This is a genomic window from Rhodococcus sp. B7740, from assembly GCF_000954115.1.
GTDB lineage: Bacteria > Actinomycetota > Actinomycetes > Mycobacteriales > Mycobacteriaceae > Rhodococcoides.
In genome coordinates this window covers 3,259,647-3,276,498 of sequence record NZ_CP010797.1, presented here as the reverse complement: position 1 = coordinate 3,276,498, position 16,852 = coordinate 3,259,647, and the positions used below count along the sequence as shown (strand labels likewise).

General features: G+C 65.2%; 13 protein-coding genes. 5 read left to right on the top strand and 8 right to left on the bottom strand.

Annotation, left to right across the window (positions count from 1 at the left end; translation table 11 throughout):
* Positions 1 to 69: 69 nt before the first annotated feature.
* Both NY08_RS15160 and NY08_RS15155 read right to left on the bottom strand, forming a co-directional pair.
* The gene (locus tag NY08_RS15160; RefSeq protein WP_032396645.1) at positions 70 to 927 is read right to left on the bottom strand and encodes a MaoC/PaaZ C-terminal domain-containing protein; all 858 of its coding nucleotides are present in this window, start codon (positions 925 to 927) and stop codon (positions 70 to 72) included.
* The gene (locus NY08_RS15155; protein ID WP_032396644.1) at positions 924 to 2,270 is read right to left on the bottom strand and encodes a 3-oxoacyl-ACP reductase; all 1,347 of its coding nucleotides are present in this window, start codon (positions 2,268 to 2,270) and stop codon (positions 924 to 926) included. The genes NY08_RS15160 and NY08_RS15155 overlap by 4 nt, the downstream gene beginning before the upstream one ends.
* Positions 2,271 to 2,353: 83 nt before the next feature.
* On the opposite strand from NY08_RS15155, the gene NY08_RS15150 reads away from it, so the two are divergent.
* Complete coding sequence (locus NY08_RS15150) at positions 2,354 to 3,697, top strand: acetyl-CoA C-acetyltransferase (RefSeq protein WP_045197258.1); 1,344 nt, start codon at positions 2,354 to 2,356, stop codon at positions 3,695 to 3,697.
* A 136-nt stretch (positions 3,698 to 3,833) separates the two neighbouring features.
* On the opposite strand, the gene NY08_RS15145 is transcribed toward NY08_RS15150, so the two are convergent.
* Genes NY08_RS15145 through NY08_RS15125 form a run of 5 tightly spaced genes read right to left on the bottom strand, consistent with a single transcriptional unit; the run spans position 3,834 to position 8,666 of the window.
* Entirely contained in the window at positions 3,834 to 5,135 is a 1,302-nt protein-coding gene (locus tag NY08_RS15145) for an ABC transporter substrate-binding protein (protein WP_235386923.1), read from the bottom strand.
* A 14-nt stretch (positions 5,136 to 5,149) separates the two neighbouring features.
* Positions 5,150 to 6,193: a branched-chain amino acid ABC transporter permease gene (locus tag NY08_RS15140; RefSeq protein WP_032396641.1), complete on the bottom strand. Its 1,044-nt coding sequence runs from the start codon at positions 6,191 to 6,193 to the stop codon at positions 5,150 to 5,152.
* Position 6,194: 1 nt separating this feature from the next.
* Complete coding sequence (locus NY08_RS15135) at positions 6,195 to 7,073, bottom strand: branched-chain amino acid ABC transporter permease (protein WP_032396640.1); 879 nt, start codon at positions 7,071 to 7,073, stop codon at positions 6,195 to 6,197.
* A 26-nt stretch (positions 7,074 to 7,099) separates the two neighbouring features.
* Positions 7,100 to 7,822, bottom strand: coding sequence for an ABC transporter ATP-binding protein (locus NY08_RS15130; RefSeq protein WP_032396639.1), 723 nt, complete (start codon positions 7,820 to 7,822; stop codon positions 7,100 to 7,102).
* Positions 7,812 to 8,666, bottom strand: a complete 855-nt coding sequence (locus tag NY08_RS15125) for an ABC transporter ATP-binding protein (protein ID WP_235386921.1) — start codon at positions 8,664 to 8,666, stop codon at positions 7,812 to 7,814. Before NY08_RS15125 ends, NY08_RS15130 begins: the two co-directional genes overlap by 11 nt.
* A gap of 148 nt (positions 8,667 to 8,814) precedes the next feature.
* Between NY08_RS15125 and NY08_RS15120 the strand changes: the two genes are divergently transcribed.
* The 4 genes from NY08_RS15120 (at position 8,815) to NY08_RS15105 (ending at position 14,624) form a co-directional block, all read left to right on the top strand.
* Complete coding sequence (locus NY08_RS15120) at positions 8,815 to 10,119, top strand: PucR family transcriptional regulator (RefSeq protein WP_303396049.1); 1,305 nt, start codon at positions 8,815 to 8,817, stop codon at positions 10,117 to 10,119.
* Between the two features lie 229 nt (positions 10,120 to 10,348).
* The gene (locus NY08_RS15115; RefSeq protein WP_082073826.1) at positions 10,349 to 12,643 is read left to right on the top strand and encodes a VanW family protein; all 2,295 of its coding nucleotides are present in this window, start codon (positions 10,349 to 10,351) and stop codon (positions 12,641 to 12,643) included.
* A gap of 150 nt (positions 12,644 to 12,793) precedes the next feature.
* Positions 12,794 to 13,285, top strand: coding sequence for a flavin reductase family protein (locus tag NY08_RS15110; protein ID WP_045197252.1), 492 nt, complete (start codon positions 12,794 to 12,796; stop codon positions 13,283 to 13,285).
* Positions 13,286 to 13,637: 352 nt separating this feature from the next.
* Positions 13,638 to 14,624: a hypothetical protein gene (locus NY08_RS15105; protein ID WP_045197250.1), complete on the top strand. Its 987-nt coding sequence runs from the start codon at positions 13,638 to 13,640 to the stop codon at positions 14,622 to 14,624.
* Between the two features lie 336 nt (positions 14,625 to 14,960).
* On the opposite strand, the gene NY08_RS15100 is transcribed toward NY08_RS15105, so the two are convergent.
* Positions 14,961 to 16,796: an acyl-CoA dehydrogenase gene (locus NY08_RS15100; RefSeq protein ID WP_032396636.1), complete on the bottom strand. Its 1,836-nt coding sequence runs from the start codon at positions 16,794 to 16,796 to the stop codon at positions 14,961 to 14,963.
* Positions 16,797 to 16,852: the final 56 nt, after the last annotated feature.

Here is a 16,852-nt window from a genome sequence, read left to right as displayed (position 1 = left end):
CCCAACTCGAAGTTGTGGACGGAAATCCGGAGAAATCCGTCCACAACTTCGAGTTCGAGGGTGGGGCAGTTACCGCAGGGTTCCCGTGAGATGCGGGTAGCCCTTCTTCGGGTTCTTCAGCGACAGGTCCCAGCCGGTGCCGACGGCCTCGGCGTAGGCGTTCACCGTCGCGGGCAGGATGATCGGCTTGCCGAAGCGGATGCTGTAGTTCACAGCCTCCGGAATTCGGCCCTCGACGGTCTGCAGCACGGCTGCCGCGCTCCACATTCCGTGCGCGATGGTCTTCGGGAACCCGAATGCCTTTGCGCCCAGCGAGGATACGTGAATCGGGTTGCGGTCTCCGGAGATGGCCGCGTACCGGCTGATGATCCGCTGGTCGACGCGCAGAGTGCGGGTCGGGGGCGGCGGAACCTCGTCGGCCGGCGGTGCCTCGCGGGGGCCACCGGACAGTGACGTCTTCTGCAGGCTCAAGAAGCTCGAGGTCTGCTTCCAGACCAGTTCGCGACCTACCTTGACCTCACTGATCAGGTCGACGAGCAACCCCTTGCGGTGCTCGCGCAGATTCTCCGCGTGCACTCGCACGTCCAGCGGCTCGGACGCGGAGATGCCACGGTACTGCTCGATGACGTTCTCGGCGTGTACCGAACCGATGGCGGCGAACGGAAAGCCCTTGGACACCATCAGTTTCATCACAGTCGGGAAGACGAGGGTGAAGGGATAGGTCACCGGGAGCTGATCGCCGAATCGCAGCCCCGTCGCCCGGCAGTACCCGGCGAGGTTGTCGGGGTCCACTCGCAGACCCTTGAGCTCGTACACCGTGCTGGGAACCGAGGACGACCTGGATCCGAAGAACGGCAGTGCGCCCAGCGCTGCCGAGGTGTAGATGTCGGAGGTCTTCGGCTGCGCGGTGAGCGTGACGGTGCTCATGCGCCGAGAAGGCTCTGGCCGCACACGCGCACGACCTGGCCGGTGACGGCGTTGGATGCGGGAGAAGCGAAGTACGAGACCAACTCTGCGACGTCGACGGTCTCGCCGCCCTGCAGCAGCGAGCTCATGCGTCGTCCGGCCTCGCGGGTGGCGAACGGAATCGCAGCCGTCATCGCGGTCTCGATGAACCCGGGAGCGACGGCGTTGATGGTGATGTTCTTCTTCGCCAGCACCGGTGCGGACGCGTGCACCAGGCCGATGACGCCTGCCTTGGACGTGCCGTAGTTGGTCTGGCCGCGGTTGCCCGCGATGCCGGCGATGGAGGAGACGTCGACGACGCGGCCGCCTTCCTTCAGTGCACCCGACTTGACGAGCTCATCGGTGATGCGCTGCGGCGCAGCGAGATTGACGCCGATGACGGAGTTCCAGCGGCTCTCGTCCATGTTGGCGAGTGTCTTGTCGCGGGTGATGCCTGCGTTGTGCACGATGATGTCTGCGCCGCCGTGACGTTCGAGGAGGTGCTTCGAGAGGACATCTCCGGCGTCGGGCGAGGTGACGTCGAGCGCGAGCGAGGTGCCGCCCACCTTGTTGGCCGTCTGCGAGAGTGCTTCTCCGGCAGCGGGAATGTCGGCTGCGATGACGGTGGCTCCGTCGCGGGCGAGGACCTCGGCGATGGTGGCACCGATACCGCGTGCGGCTCCGGTGACGACGGCTACCTTGCCTGCGAGCGGCTTGTCCCACGAGGCCGGGGCCTGCGAGTCCGCGTCGCCCACGGTGATGACCTGGCCGTCGACGAACGCGGACTTGGCCGAGAGCAGGAAGCGGAGGGTGGATTCGAGTCCGGACAAGCCGGTCGACGCCTTGGGGGAGATGTAGACGAGCTGCGCCGTGGCTCCGCGCTTGACCTCTTTGCCGACGCTGCGGGTGAAGCCTTCGAGAGCGCGCTGAGCGACGTGCTCGTCGACGCTCGAGGTCTCCTCCGGCGTCGTACCGATGACGACGACGCGCGCCGACGGTGCCAGGTTGCGGATGACCGGCTGGAAGAACTGGAACAGCTGCTCCAGCTCGGCGACGTTGCCGATGCCGGTGGCGTCGAACACCAGTCCGCCGTGCTTGTCGTCGTGCGGCTGCGACTGCGGGTAGTCCGAGAGCAGCTCACGCAGGGGCTCGACGAGGCGACCGCTACCGCCGATCAGGACCGGTCCGGCCAGCGGCGGCTCGCCCGCCTTGTAGCGGCGCAGCTTCTCGGGCTGCGGCAAGCCGGCCTGCTTGGCGATGAAGGCTCCCGGCGCGGACGCGAGGAACGTTGAGTAGAGATCTGGGGCTCCCTTGGAGGCTGCCACTGTCGTACCTTTCATTCAGCGCTGCTCGCTCGAGGAGCGAGGCGCACGACCGGGTGTCGACAACCAACTTACTCGCCAGTAAGATGAAACTCCACCAGGGCCTTATTCGACGATGTTTGGAGACGTCAGTGACAAGCAAGCAGCTACGACCGGTCGCAATCGTCGGTGGCAACCGCATTCCGTTCGCGCGCTCGGACAAGAAGTACGCGCTGGCGTCCAACCAGGACATGCTCACCGCGACCATCGACGGGCTGGTCTCGCGATTCGGATTGCAGGGCGAGCGCCTGGGCCTCGTCGCCGCCGGTGCCGTGCTCAAGCACTCCCGCGACTTCAACCTCACTCGCGAGGTCGTACTCGGTAGTGCATTGAGCCCGTACACCCCGGCCTTCGACATCCAGCAGGCCTGCGGCACCGGCCTCCAGTCGATCATCGCCGTCGGCGACGCCATCGCGTCGGGCCGTATCGATGCCGGCATCGGTGGTGGTGTCGACACCACGTCCGACGCTCCGATCGGCGTCAACGACGAACTGCGCGAGTTCCTGCTCTCCCTGAACCGGGCCAAGAGCACCACCGACCGCATCAAGCTGCTCGGCAACGTTCGTCCCGGCATGCTCGGCATCGAGATCCCGCGCAACGGTGAGCCGCGAACCGGCCTGTCGATGGGTGACCACGCCGCCATCACGGCCAAGGAATTCGGCATCCGCCGCGAGGACCAGGACGAACTGGCCGCAGCGAGCCACCACAACATGGCGGCGGCCTACGATCGCGGCTTCTTCGACGACCTGGTGACGCCGTTCCTCGGACTCACTCGCGACGACAATCTGCGTCCGGGATCGACCGTGGAGAAGCTCGCGACGCTCAAGCCGGTCTTCGGAACCAAGCTGGGCGACGCCACCATGACGGCAGGCAACTCGACGCCGCTGACCGACGGTGCGTCGGCTGCGCTGCTGTCGAGCGACGAGTGGGCTGCCGAGCGCAACCTGCCGGTGCTGGCGCACCTGGTCGATTCCGAGACCGCCGCCGTCGATTACGTCCACGGCAACGGGTCGTTCAAGGACGGTCTGCTGATGGCACCGACCTACGCGATTCCGCGTCTGCTCGCACGCAACGGCCTGACGTTGCAGGATTTCGACTACTACGAGATCCACGAGGCGTTCGCCTCGGTGGTGCTCGCAACTCTGCAGGCTTTCGAGAGCGACGCGTACTGCAAGGAGCGTCTCGGCCTCGACGGCGCTCTCGGTTCCATCGACCGCAGCAAGCTCAACGTCAACGGATCCTCGCTCGCGGCGGGCCACCCGTTCGCCGCGACCGGTGGACGCATCGTGGCTTCGCTGGCGAAGATGTTGGCCGAGAAGGGCTCGGGCCGTGGCCTGATCTCGATCTGCGCGGCCGGTGGCCAGGGCGTCACCGCCATCATCGAGCGCTGATCACTGCAGCTTCGGCTGCTCTCCGACCGGGGGTCATAGGGTCGGTGGATCCGGTAATCGAGGGGTTTTCGGATCTGCCGACCACAACGTGGGAAAGGGCACGCAGAGTTCGCTCTGCGTGCCCTTTCACGTGTGATCAGCCCGGTATGCCGCTTTCCGGTGGTGTGGACTCCTCGCCGGTGTATTCCTCCACCGCCGAATCCCCGATGTCGGTCTGCAGCACCGGAGTCAGGTACTCGGGCACGCCTCCCTGAATCTGGAAGACGCTGGCACCGGAGATTCCGAGGTGGCTCGAATCGGAGTATCGGAACGGGGCCAACTGCGGTCCCTCGAAGTCCATTCCGCCTTCCTGGATGGCTGCGACGATGCCCTCACGGGTGGGATTCTCGCCTGCCGCCTGGAGGGCTTGTACGAAGGCGTATGCCTGGCTCAGTCCGTAGATGCGGTAATTGGTCAACGGGTCACCGGTTCCGTTCTCGGCCCAGACCTTCTGCCACAGTTGGGTCCACGGATTCTCCGGAGAGTCGACGCCCGGGATGTATTCCAGCGAGATCATCCCCTCGAGCGATTGCGCGCCGTCGGTGACCGCGCCCTGAGAGAACCGTCCGAGCAGGGAGCCGACGAGGTCGACGTCGGATCCGATGGAGCTGTAGAACCACTCGGGGTCGTAGTTGAGTCGCATGGCTGTCAGCTGGCTCAGTGCGGTGTAGGAGGGGACGTTGAAGCCGAGGACCAGATCCGCTCCGGCACCCTGCAGAGCAGCGATCTGTGGTGCGACGTCGGTGTTGCCCGAGGTGTAGCGCACGACCTCGACGATCTGATCGTCGAGATACTGGCGCACTGCGGCCTCGCTGTCCCGGCCGAGGTCGTCGTCCTGGAGAAAGAGTCCGACCTTGGCGTCGGGCCGGTTCTTGGTCACCCAGTCGCCGATGATCTTGCCCTCGACCTGGTAGTCGGGCTGCCACCCGAAGGTGTTCGGGTACTTCTCCGGATCGTTGCCCCACATGATCGCACCGGAGGAGACGAACAGGTCGGGCACACCTTCCTCGTTGAGGAAGTCGATGACGGCGCTGTGGGTCGCGGTGCCGAGTCCGCCGACGACGGCGAACACCTCGTCCTGGAGAACCAGTTCGTTGACGACCTGGGTGGTGGTCGTCGGATCGTAGGAGTCGTCCCGAACCACGTACTCGATCTGTCGGCCGTTGATGCCACCTGCGGCATTGACGTAGTCGAAGTAGGCCTGCGCGCCCGTGGGGATTTCGCTGTATCCGGGCGCTGCGACCCCGGTCAACGGAAAGTGGGCACCGATCTTCACCGAGGTGTCGGTGATGCCGACCGTCGACCCTTCCGAGGATTCCGTCGTCTCTTCTCGGCCACCTGCACCGCACGCCGCGGCCAACGACACGACGGCGACGAGCGCGGTCGTTCTGAAAGCCACCGATCCGAACTTTTTCATTTCATTCCTTTTCTCGTTGTACGTAACTTGCGATACGTGCCCACCAAACCCAGTGGGGCGAACAGGATGACGAGGACGGTGAAGATTCCGGTCACCAGTGGTGCGAGTTCGGCCGATTGCAGACTGCTCAGACCCAGATCGAGCCCGAAGTTGGTGACCACCGGCGGGATGTAGGTCAGCAGAACCGCCCCGATCAACGCGCCGGAAAGGGTTCCCAGCCCGCCGATGACGACGGCGGAGAGCAAGGTCAGTGAGAGGGTCAGCGTGAATCCGCTCGGTGCCGCGATTCGTGCCGACATCGCCAGGACTGCACCGCCCGCTCCCGCACAGGCCGCACTGACCACGAACGCGAGAATGCGTGCGCGGCCGAGATCGATTCCGGACAACTCGGCGGCCACTTCGTCGTCCCGGACGGCCCGCCAGCGACGGCCGATTCGGCTCGACGAGACGTTCGCCAACAGGAAGAACACGAGCACCAGCAGTATCCAACTGACATAGGCGACGAATTTGGTTCCGCTGAGCTCGTTTCCGGTGACGAAGAACATCATGTCGTCGATCAGCTCGGGCACCTTCGGTGCCGGTACGACGAGTCCTTGTTCGCCGCCGAGGTAGTCCGAGAAATACAGGGCGAGACCCGGTACCGCGACGGCGAGCGCCAGAGTCGCGCCGGCCAGGTACGGCCCGTGCAGTCGGGCGGCCGCCACACCGACCACGACACCCACCACCGCCGAGATCACGGTGGCGGCGAGCAGGACGAGGGGGACCGACCATCCCGAATCGTTGGCCCGCAACATCAATGCCGCGGTGTACGCACCGACCGCCATGAACGCGCCGTGCCCGAGTGACAGCTGGCCGCTCAGCCCGGTCAGCACCGTCAGGCCGCCGGCCGCGATGGCGAGGTAGGCCACCGAGGTGAGTTGGCTCTGACGGAAGGTGCTCAGGGATTCGAGCGCGAGGACGATGACGACCAGCCCGATGACGGCACCGAGCACGTGGCGTCGAACCGGTGTTGCGGTGAGGCGAGTGAGAGTTGCGTTCATGTCACACCCTCCTGGCCGCGGAGCTGGCGAACAACCCGCTCGGTCGCAACAGAAGAACGACGATCAGGATCACCAATGCTGCGCTGGAGACCAGATCCTGACCGAGGTAACCACTGACGAAACTCAGCCCTACGCCCATCAGCAGGCCACCGACGACTGCGCCCGCCGGGCTGTCCAGTCCGCCGAGAACCGCTGCGACGAAACCGAATACGACGATCGAGTCCATGTAGCCCGGGTGCACCAGCGAGCCGCCTGCGATGAGCAGTCCGGCCAGCGAACCGACCACTGCGGCCAGCGCCCAACCGAGAGTGAGCATTCGACTCACGCGCACGCCGAGGAGCTTGGCGACCTCCTGCTCGAAGGCGCTCGCACGCATCTTCAGTCCCAGATCGGTGAACCGGAAGAGCAGGATCAGCAATCCCAGGACCACGAGGACGGCGAGGATCTTGAAGATGTCGTACCCGGTCAACGCCACGTTCACGTCGCCGATCCGCTGGCCGGTGAGGCCGAACGGCGCAGGGAACGAACGGAATTGGTTGCCGAAGACGATGGCGGCCACCGCGTGGATGATGATGAACAACCCGAGCGTGAGAATGACCGGGTTGATGTGCGACGAGCTGTCGACGAATCGGATGACGAGTCGCTCCGTCAAGGCTCCCAGGAGCAGGCCGCACAGGAGCGCGACCCCGAATCCGATCCAGTACGAGTAGCCGGCGTCGATGACGACCAGTGCCACGTACGTGGTGATCATGGCCATCGGGGCCTGTGCGAAGTTGACGATGCGGGTCGATCGCCAGATGAGTACGAGGGCGAGCGCGAACGCGGCGTAGATCATGCCTGTGGTCACGCCGTTGATGAGGATGGTGAGCAGTTGTTGCACTGTGGCTGGCGTCCTTTCGGCTTGCTCTAGAACCCGAGGTAGGCGTGTCGGAGGGCGTCGTCCCCGGCCAAGGTGTCGGCGGGGCCTTCCACCGCGACCTTGCCCAGATCGAGTACGACGGCATGTTCGGCGATCGACAGAGCGCTGCGGGCGTTCTGTTCGACGAGTACGACGGTCATCGACTCGGAGTCGACGAGTCCGCGCAACGTCTCGAATATCTGCGCAGCGACCTTCGGCGCGAGTCCGAGGGACGGCTCGTCGAGCAGAAGTACCGACGGCGTCGCCATCAGCGCCCGGCCGATCACGAGCATCTGTCGCTCGCCGCCGGACAGGGTGTGCGCCGAGGATGTTCGACGACCGGTCAGGGGCGGAAACATGTCGTAGATGCGGTCGAGGGTGACGGCGTCGTGACTTCGGTTGCGTCCCATTGCGCCGAGTCGAAGATTCTCGTCGACGGTCAACTCGGCGATCACGCCCCGACCCTCGGGAACGTGCGCAAGACCTTTGCGGGACATCCGATCCGGTGCAACGCCGACGATGTCGACGCCGGCGAGTTCGATCCTCCCCGATACCGGTTTCAGCAACCCCGAGATGGTGCGCAGCAGGGTCGTCTTCCCTGCTCCGTTCGCGCCGAGGACGGCGGTGACAGCTCCCGCCGTGACGGTCATCGACACCGAGTCGAGGGCGGTGACCGGTCCGTATCGAACGGTCAGATCGGTGATCGTCAGGTGCGCCGCGTCAGTCTTCATGTGCCACCTCGTTTCCGAGATAAGCAGCGAGCACGGCCGGATCCTCGCGAATCTCGTCGGGCGTTCCCTGAGCGATCACCTTGCCGAAATCGAGCACGTAGATCCGGTCGCACACACTCATGACCAGATCCATGTGATGCTCGACGAGCATGACCGATGTTGCGGGTCTTTCCGGTTCGGAGCCGGCGGATGCCGCAGGGGTGGGGCCTCCGGAACGACCCGTCGACGTTGCGAGCGCACGGATCTCGTCGCCGAGTTCGCTCATCTCGTCACTGGACAGTCCCGAGGCGGGTTCGTCGAGCAGGAGCAGTGTCGGTTCGCTCACCAGGGCGCGTGCCAGTGCGACGCGTTTACGCACCGCGTACGGCAGGCTCGGTGGCAATCGGTGCGCGTAGTCGTCGATTCGCAGGCGTTCGAGGGTGGCCATTGCGGTCGAGCGGACCGCGGCATCGTCGGATGCACTCGACGGCAGGCCGAGCAGGCCCGCGAGGATTCCGGTGTGCGCTGTTCGATCTGCACCGACCATGACGTTGTCGAGAACCGTCATCCGATCGAACAGTCCGAGTCCCTGCAGTGTTCGGCTCATACCGAGTCGGGGGAGGTCGTGGGGTCGTAGTCGTGTCAGCGTGTCGCCGTGTCGTCCGAGTGTTCCCGATTGCGGTCGGACGAGTCCGCACGCAACGTTGAACAGCGTCGTCTTGCCTGCGCCGTTGGGTCCGATGACGCCGAGGACTTCGCCGGGTCGCACCTCGAGACTGACTCCGGACAGCGCGACGATTCCGCCGAACGACACTTCGATGTCCGTCATGGTGAGGACCGGGTCCAACGTGTCGAGAGAGTTCAAGTGATCCACCTCACAATCTGTTGCGTTCACTATGGTGCGTTTCGCACAACGGGCGATATGGGCGCTGCGCACAGAATGTTTGGGTCCCTGGGCACCAGTAACGGTCAAATCGACCTGCGATGTGGGCTCAGTGCGCAAAACTGTGCAGGTGGGAGCTCCCGATGGTCGACGCGGATCCGCGCGTTCGGCTGCCCGGGGAGCGGTGACGGACGCAGACCAGGAGCAGATTCGCCGTGCGTGGGCAGCCCTGACGTCACGGGCGGATTCGATCGCGGACTCCATCACGCTCGCATTGATCGAGCAGGAACCCGGCTACCTGGCCAGTTCCACTCCGGACATCGCGGGCGAGATTCGTCGCAGCACGCGCGAGCACATCAATCAGGGGCTCCGCACCCTGTCGGGGCTGACCGCCGCGGGTGACAACGCGCGCGAGGTATGGCGCCGTACCGGCAGAGAGCGTGCGCGCCAGGGGATTCCGATGGAGTTGGTGCTCAAGGCGTACACGCTGGGGAGTCGGACGCTGTGGGAGGAGCTGATGCTCGAGCGCGAGCAGTGCCGAACCAGCATCGACGAGCATCTGCTGCTCGTGGCCGGGCAACAGCTGTGGCGCGCGCTCGACAGCCAGTACGAAACACTCGTCGAGGCATACCGGCAGGAAAGCGCCCGGATGCAGCAGCGCGATCTCGCCAACGTGCTGGTGATACTCGACGGCCTTCGATCGGGGCGGGGCGGTGATCCAGCGTTCGTCATGGAAGCGCGTGCCACCCTTGGTCTTTCGGCATCGCAGCAAATCGCGTGTGTCGTCGGTCCGCTCGACGATCAAGGGTCGCCGCCGCTCCCGGCACCGGAAGACGCGATGGATCAGATCGGTGCGGTCTCGCATTGGAACACCAGGGACGGCCACCAGTTCGCGCTCGTCGCACTCGGAACGGGATCGTGGCACTCCGTCGTCGACGCACTCGCTGCTCGGGCCGTCGGGCCCGTGGGGGTCGCGCATTCGCCGGAGGGCCTGTCGTCGTTCGCTGCGGCGTATCGCCTCGCGGCATTGACGGCGGAGACCATCACCGAAGACAGTGGCGTGGCGTTGGCGACGGACCGACTGCCCCGCGTGATCATGGCGGCCGACGATCGATCGTCGGAATTGCTGGTCCGCCATGCTCTGGGAAAGCTGTGGACGCACCCGGAGCCGCACCGAGGAACGCTGCTCGACACCCTGGCGCACATGCTCGCGTCGGACGGCTCGCCCACCAACGCCGCCAAGGCGCTCTACTGCCACCGCAACACCGTGATCTACCGGGTCCACCGAATCGAGGAGTTGACCGGGCAGGATCTGACCGATCCGCGAGATCGGCTTCTCCTCACTCTCGCGCTGGTCAGAACCGGACATTGGGCCCGAGCCGTCGGGCAAGGGGACAGCTCGACGACCCCTGGATCATTCAACCGAATGAAATGACGAGACAATTTCGCGGTCGTTGTAACAGCGTGCCGCAGTGGGCCTATATTCCCAGTGGCTCCGTGCTGCTGCCTGACCCCCGACCCGGCAGCAGCACGGGGCCTTTACTCGTCTCTGTGCCGATGGTCTCCGAAGTGAGCGGCACCGTTCGGTTTGCGTAAGCTCGTGCGAGGGGTACGCCGGGCAGAAGGGCGGAACACAACCAACGGTGGTCCTGGAAGGGTCGAACGTGAGCGAGGGCAACAGTAGGTCGGGTGACGCGCCCAACGGTGCCGAACCGAAACCCGACGTACCGCCGTACGACGCTCCCACCGAGGTCTTCGGTGCGATCCGCGACGAGACCGACGGTCCGAAGCATTCCTCCGAGGCGGAGCAGCCTTCCGACGCGACATCCGATGTCGTCGATCCGGGGTCGGACGATGCCGCGTCGGCTGATGCCGAGTCCGTCGATGCTGAGTCCGTCGATCCAGGTTCGGTCGATGCAGGGTCGGTCGATGCAGACACAGTGGCCGCAGATCCGGTCGTCGACGAGGCCGAGTCCACCGAAGCCGACGACGTCGTTCCCGGGGACGCCGCGCCCGACCAGATCCCGGCCCCGCAACCGCCGCCCGCAGCCGACGAATCGCCGACCGTCGCGCAGCCCGTCGTTCCTGCGCAGCCTCTTGCTGCTGCAGAAGCTGGTGCTCCTCCCGAGACCGTTGTTTCTCCCGAATCGGAGTCGCCGGCCGGACCACCTGTGATTCCGCCGGAGGACGGCTCGCCGCAGGCCGCCGACGGGTCCGGATTCGTGCCGCCGTGGCGGAAGATCGCGATCGGGACCGGCGCGGTGGTCGCCGTTCTCACGCTGCTGTACGCGGCGGATTGGATCACCTCCAGCGACCGAGTGCCCCGCGGCGTCACCGTCGCCGGGATCGAGGTCGGCGGCAAGAGTCACCCCGACGCCGAAGCCCTGTTGCGCTCGGAGCTGGGTGCGCGCGCCGAGCAGCCTGTGTCGGTCGACGTCGGCGATCGACAGGTCGAGATACTCCCGGCCGCCGCCGGCCTCGGTGTGGACTGGAACGCGACGCTCGACCGAGCCGGATCGCAGCCGATCAATCCGATCACTCGGCTGACGTCGTTGTTCGGCAGCCGCGAGATCGGCGTCGTGTCGACCACGGACGAGCAAGCGCTCACCGCTGCCGTCGACGGACTGCGCGTCGAGACCGACCGAGATCCCGTCGAGGGCGACGTCGTGTTCGACGGCAGCACACCGATTGCCGTCGCGCCGCTGTCCGGCCGGGTGCTCGACGCCGACGGCACGCGTCGAAACCTGCAGGCCGAATGGGCCTCGGGCGCAACGGAAGCGGCCTACGAAACAACACCCGTCACGGTGACTCAGGACGCCGTGGATCGCGCCTTCGCCGACATCGCCGTTCCTGCGGTCGAAGCACCGGTGACCGTAGCGGGCCGGCAGAATGTCGACGCGATCCTTCCGACGGATCGTGTGGGCGAAGTGCTGCGTTTCGACCCTGACGGCCAGGGCGGACTGACTCCGATCTACGACACCGACGTCGCCACAGGCATTCTCGCGCCGCAACTCGTGCGCACCGAGACGCCGCCGACGGACGCGTCGTTCACCTTCTCCGGTGGTGCCCCGACCGTCGTTCCCGGAGAGATGGGCGAGCTGGTCGAGTGGCGCAAGACTCTCGAGCAATTGCCCGCGTTGCTGTCCGCCGACGGACCGCGCACCACCGAGGCGATCTACGAACCGGCCCCACCCGCTCTCACCACCGAGGCCGCTCAGAATCTCGGGGTGCGAGAAGTGATCGCCGAGTACACCACCGGCGGGTTCGAGTACGCGTCGGGCGTCAATATCGGGCTGACGGCGCAGATCGTGAACGGTGCGCTCGTGAAGCCGAAAGAGACGTTCTCGCTCAACGGGTACACCGGTCCGCGAGGAAGCGCGCAGGGTTTCGTGGAGTCGGGGATCATCGACAACGGTCGACCCGATCGCGCAATCGGCGGCGGCATCAGCCAATTCGCGACGACGCTCTACAATGCGTCGTACTTCGCCGGTATGGAAGACACCGATCACACCGAACACAGCTACTACATCAGCCGATACCCCGAAGCGCGCGAAGCGACGGTCTTCGAAGGTGCCATCGACCTGAAGTTCACCAACCCGAACGACACCGGCGTGGTCATCGAATCGTTCGCCGACTCGTCCAGCGTCACCGTCCGACTGTGGGGAACGAAAACGGTCGACGTCGAATCGATCACCGGTTCGCGAACCAATTTCACCTCACCGAATACGGTGACATTGCCTGCAGGCGCAGGCTGCGTCGCCTCCGGCGGGGGCCAGGGATTCACCGCCAGCGACACCAGGGTGATCAGCGATGCCGCGTCGGGCAGGGAAATTTCACGGAACACCAGAACGGTGAAGTACGACCCGATCCCCATCGTGCGGTGCGTTCAGCCCGATCGCCCGGACCCCGCTCCGGCACCCGCAGCGGACCCCGCTCCGGAACCGGACGAAGACGAGTGATGCCGCACCCGCGCGCCGACGGTTCGAATCATGGCGATTCGGACTGTGGCGTCGCCGCCCGATCGGGTGTTTGCTTGCACTAGGTGTTCGCTCGACAGAATTGCGCCCACGCGGGGGTGCACCACAAGATCGGAAGGGGAGCTTCGTCCAATGTCGCTCACACGTACCGTCCTCGATCAGCAGACGCTTCGCGAGGCGTACGCGCAGTTCCCGAGCGGCGTCGTCGCAATCGCCGCGAAGATCGACGGTGTCATGGTGGGCTTGGCGGCCAGCAGCTTCGTCTCGGTGTCCATCGACCCGCCGCTCGTCGCGGTGTGCATCCAGAACACGTCGACGACCTGGCCGAAACTCGAATTGGCACCCAACATCGGCGTCAGCGTTCTCGGCGAGGCTCACAACGACGCCGTCCGTACCCTGGCCGCCAAGACCGGTGACCGTTTCGCCGGCCTCGATCTCACCGTCACCGACGGGGGCGCAGCCTTCATCGTCGGTGCCACCGCGTGGCTGGACACCACCATCGAGCAGCAAATCCCCGCGGGCGACCACGCAATAGTGTTGCTGCGCATACATTCCCTGGACGTGCAAAGCGAAGTGAACCCAATCGTGTTCCACGGCAGCAAGTTTCGCAAACTGCAACAGTAGTCCTTCGTTTCTCTCGGCCCGGGGGTTCGGCCTCGCTGTTCTCGCCCCTGCAATTCGCAAACGCGCGCGCGTTTGTCGAGCGCGCGCGAACTGGTGGCCTGATCGGGGGCTATTGTGCGCGCATTTGACGACTGCGCGCGCGTTTGTCCCTGCTCGGCCTCGCTGGTTCGGCCTTGCTGGCCCTGGGTTGGGTACCTGTTCGCCTCGGGATTTCGCAAACGCGCGCGCGTTTGCGCAACGAACGGTGGAAGAACTGGTACCCCCGTACCTGTATTCATCCACAGGTCCTGAGTTGTGCACAGGTGGCTACTTTTCTTCTCGAGACGTCGCGCGCGTAGTCGAAACTCGCAGAATGAAGGATCACCGAATGGTGCGACGCTCGGAGGCGCTCGCCGACGGCCACGCCGATCACGAGTTGCGGGCGCTGTACGAACGCGGGGGCTGGGAGCGTCTGGTGAACGGCGTCTACGTTCCGTCGTCCAGGCTTGCCGGCCTCTCGGAGCAGGGACGGCATCGGCTGTTGATCGACGCCGTACTTCCGACAATTGCCGAGGACAGCGCCGTCAGTCATCGATCTGCGGCACTGCTGTACGAATTACCCTTACCCGCAGGGGGATTCGACAAGGTGCACGTCACTCGACATCGCCGCGGCGGAGGTCGCGCGAACGCAGCGGTGATCGTGCACTGTGCGCCGTGGGTGCCGTACGCGACCGTCGACGGAATTTCCGTGACCTCGCTGGCGCGGACGGTTGTCGACCTTGCTCGTACCGAGCCCCTTGTGTCGGCGGTGATTGCCGGTGACGCGGCTCTGAAGCGCTGCGATCCACAGGAGCTCGACGCGGAGTTGCAGCGTGCTCGGGGCTGGAAAGGTGTGGCGCAGGCGCGGCGAGCCGTCTCTCTCATGGACGGGCGAAGCGAAAACCCTGGCGAGTCTCAGAGCCGAATCATGCTGCGCGAGAACGGATTCTCTGTGGAGTCGCAGGTGGAGATCCTGGATCCGGATGGGCGGGCGCTGGCGCGAATCGACTGGCTGGTCAATGGCGTTGTTGTGTGCGAATTCGATGGTAAAGCCAAGTACACCAAGTACCTACGGGAGGATGAGAACCCCGGCGACGTGGTGTTCAGGGAGAAAGTGCGGGAGGACGCCGTACGCGATCTCGGCTATCCCGTGGTGCGTTGGACCTGGGCAGACCTGGCGAATCCGGCGGAGGTGGTGGCACGTGTAGCTCGAGCCGTGGAGCGGGCTGCTGCCCAGCCGCCACCGCGAGGGAGCGTGCGGAGTACGCCGCCTGGCCAGCAAACGCGCGCGCGTTTGCTGAACGCGCGCGAAATTGCCTGAGGATCCTGCAGAATTCGCGTGCATCTGACGAAGGCGCGCGCGTTTGCGGCAGCTGGGACCCGTAACTCCGCCACTTCAGCAAATGCGCGCGCATTTGCGGCAACCGGGACCCGCAACTGCGCAACCCGGACGAATGCGCGCGAGTTTGCGGCAGCCGGGACCCGTAACTCCGCAACCCGGACGAACGCGCGCGCGTTTGCGCCAGCTGGGACCCGCAACTCCGCAACCCTGACAAATGCGCGCGCGTTTGCGGCAGCCGGACCCCACCCCACCATCCCCATCACATGGCAACGGCCGCACCCGAGAACAGGTGCGGCCGTTGACGATGTCAGGGAATCAGAATGCTGCTTCGTCGAGTTCCATGATGTCGTTGTCGATGTTGGTGAGGATTGCTCGGGTGGAGGTGAGCTGCGGGAGGATGTTCTTGGCGAAGAACGAGGCCACGGCGACCTTGCCTTCGTAGAACGCCTTGTCCTTGCCCTCTGCACCGTTGTCGAGTGCGGCGATGGCGATTTCGGACTGACGCAGCAGCAGCCAGCCGATGAGCAGGTCACCGAAGCCCATGAGGAAGCGCACCGATGCCAGGCCGACCTTGTACAGCTCGGTGGGCTGGTCCTGTGCGCCCATGAGGTGCTGGGTCATCGAGGTGACGATGGCCTGCACGTCTTCGAGTGCGGTGGCGAGCAGTGCGCGCTCGGCCTTGAGTCGGCCGTTGCCTGCTTCGCTGTCGATGAACGACTTGATCTGTCCGGCAACGTGAGCCAGCGCCACGCCGCGGTCGCGGGCGATCTTGCGGAAGAAGAAGTCCTGCGCCTGGATGGCGGTGGTTCCCTCGTACAGCGAGTCGATCTTGGCGTCGCGGATGTACTGCTCGAGCGGGTAGTCCTGGAGGAAGCCGGAGCCGCCCAGGGTCTGCAGGGACTCCGCGAGTACCTGGTAGGCGATTTCGGAGCCGACGCCCTTGACGATGGGCAGCAGGAGGTCGTTGACGCGGTACGCGATGTCGGTGTCTGCGTCCGAGACCTGCTTGGCGGTGATCGGATCCTGGTGTGCGGCGGTGTAGAGGTATACCGCGCGCAGGCCCTCCGAGTACGCCTTCTGCATCATGAGGCTGCGACGCACGTCGGGGTGGTGGGTGATGGTGACGCGAGGGGCGGTCTTGTCGGTCATCTGCGTCAGGTCAGCGCCCTGGACGCGCTCCTTGGCGTACTCGAGTGCGTTGAGGTAGCCGGTGGAGAGAGTGCCGATTGCCTTGGTGCCGACCATCATTCGAGCGTGCTCGATGACGTCGAACATCTGCGCGATGCCCTTGTGGACCTCGCCGACGAGCCAGCCCTTGGCGGGGACGCCATGGCCACCGAAGGTGAGCTCACAGGTGGCGGAGGCCTTGAGGCCCATCTTGTGCTCGACGCCGGTGACGAATGCGCCGTTGCGCTCGCCCAGTTCGCCCTTCTCGAAGTCGAAGAGGATGGACGGTACGAAGAACAGGCTCAGGCCCTTGGTGCCCGGTCCGGCACCCTCGGGACGCGCGAGTACGAGGTGGAAGATGTTCTCGAACAGGTCGTCGGAGACAGCCGAGGTGATGAAGCGCTTGACGCCTTCGATGTGCCACGAGCCGTCGTCCTGCTTGATGGCCTTGGTGCGGCCTGCGCCGACGTCGGATCCGGCGTCGGGCTCGGTGAGCACCATGGTGGCACCCCAGCCGCGCTCGACGATGACCTTGGCCCATTCCTTCTGCTCATCGGTTCCGTTGTGAAACAGGATGTTCGCGAAGCCGGGGCCTGCGGAGTACATGAATGCTGCGGGCTGCGAGCCGAGAAGCATCTCGTTGATGCCCCACAGGAGGTTGCGAGGGGCTGCCATGCCGCCGACTTCTTCGTCGAGGCCGACACGCCACCACTCACCGTCGTAGAGCGCCTTGAACGACTTCTTGAAGGAGTCGGGCAGCTTCAGGCTGTGGGTTTCGGGGTCGAACACGGGCGGGTTGCGGTCGGCGTCCGCGAAGGACTCGGCCAGCGGTCCCTCGGCCAGGCGAACGACCTCGCGCAGCATGTCGCGGGCAACCTCGCCGTCCATGTCGCCGAAGTTGTCGCCTTCGAGGGTCTCGTCGAGTCCGAAGAGCTCGAAGAGGTTGAACTCGAGGTCCCGAAGGTTGCTCTTGTAATGGCCCATTGCTCGTTCGCTCTCCAGTCGGTGGTGCGGTCTCGTAAGTACCGCCCAAGTTAGCT

Bases quoted from the DNA above. Each gene is read 5' to 3' on its own strand.
- NY08_RS15160 (WP_032396645.1), bottom strand. From the start codon at position 927: ATGAGCACCGTCACGCTCACCGCGCAGCCGAAGACCTCCGACATCTAC.
- NY08_RS15110 (WP_045197252.1), top strand. From the start codon at position 12,794: ATGTCGCTCACACGTACCGTCCTCGATCAGCAGACGCTTCGCGAGGCG.
- NY08_RS15105 (WP_045197250.1), top strand. From the start codon at position 13,638: ATGAAGGATCACCGAATGGTGCGACGCTCGGAGGCGCTCGCCGACGGC.
- NY08_RS15140 (WP_032396641.1), bottom strand. From the start codon at position 6,193: ATGAACGCAACTCTCACTCGCCTCACCGCAACACCGGTTCGACGCCAC.
- NY08_RS15100 (WP_032396636.1), bottom strand. From the start codon at position 16,796: ATGGGCCATTACAAGAGCAACCTTCGGGACCTCGAGTTCAACCTCTTC.
- NY08_RS15150 (WP_045197258.1), top strand. From the start codon at position 2,354: ATGAAACTCCACCAGGGCCTTATTCGACGATGTTTGGAGACGTCAGTG.
- NY08_RS15130 (WP_032396639.1), bottom strand. From the start codon at position 7,822: ATGAAGACTGACGCGGCGCACCTGACGATCACCGATCTGACCGTTCGA.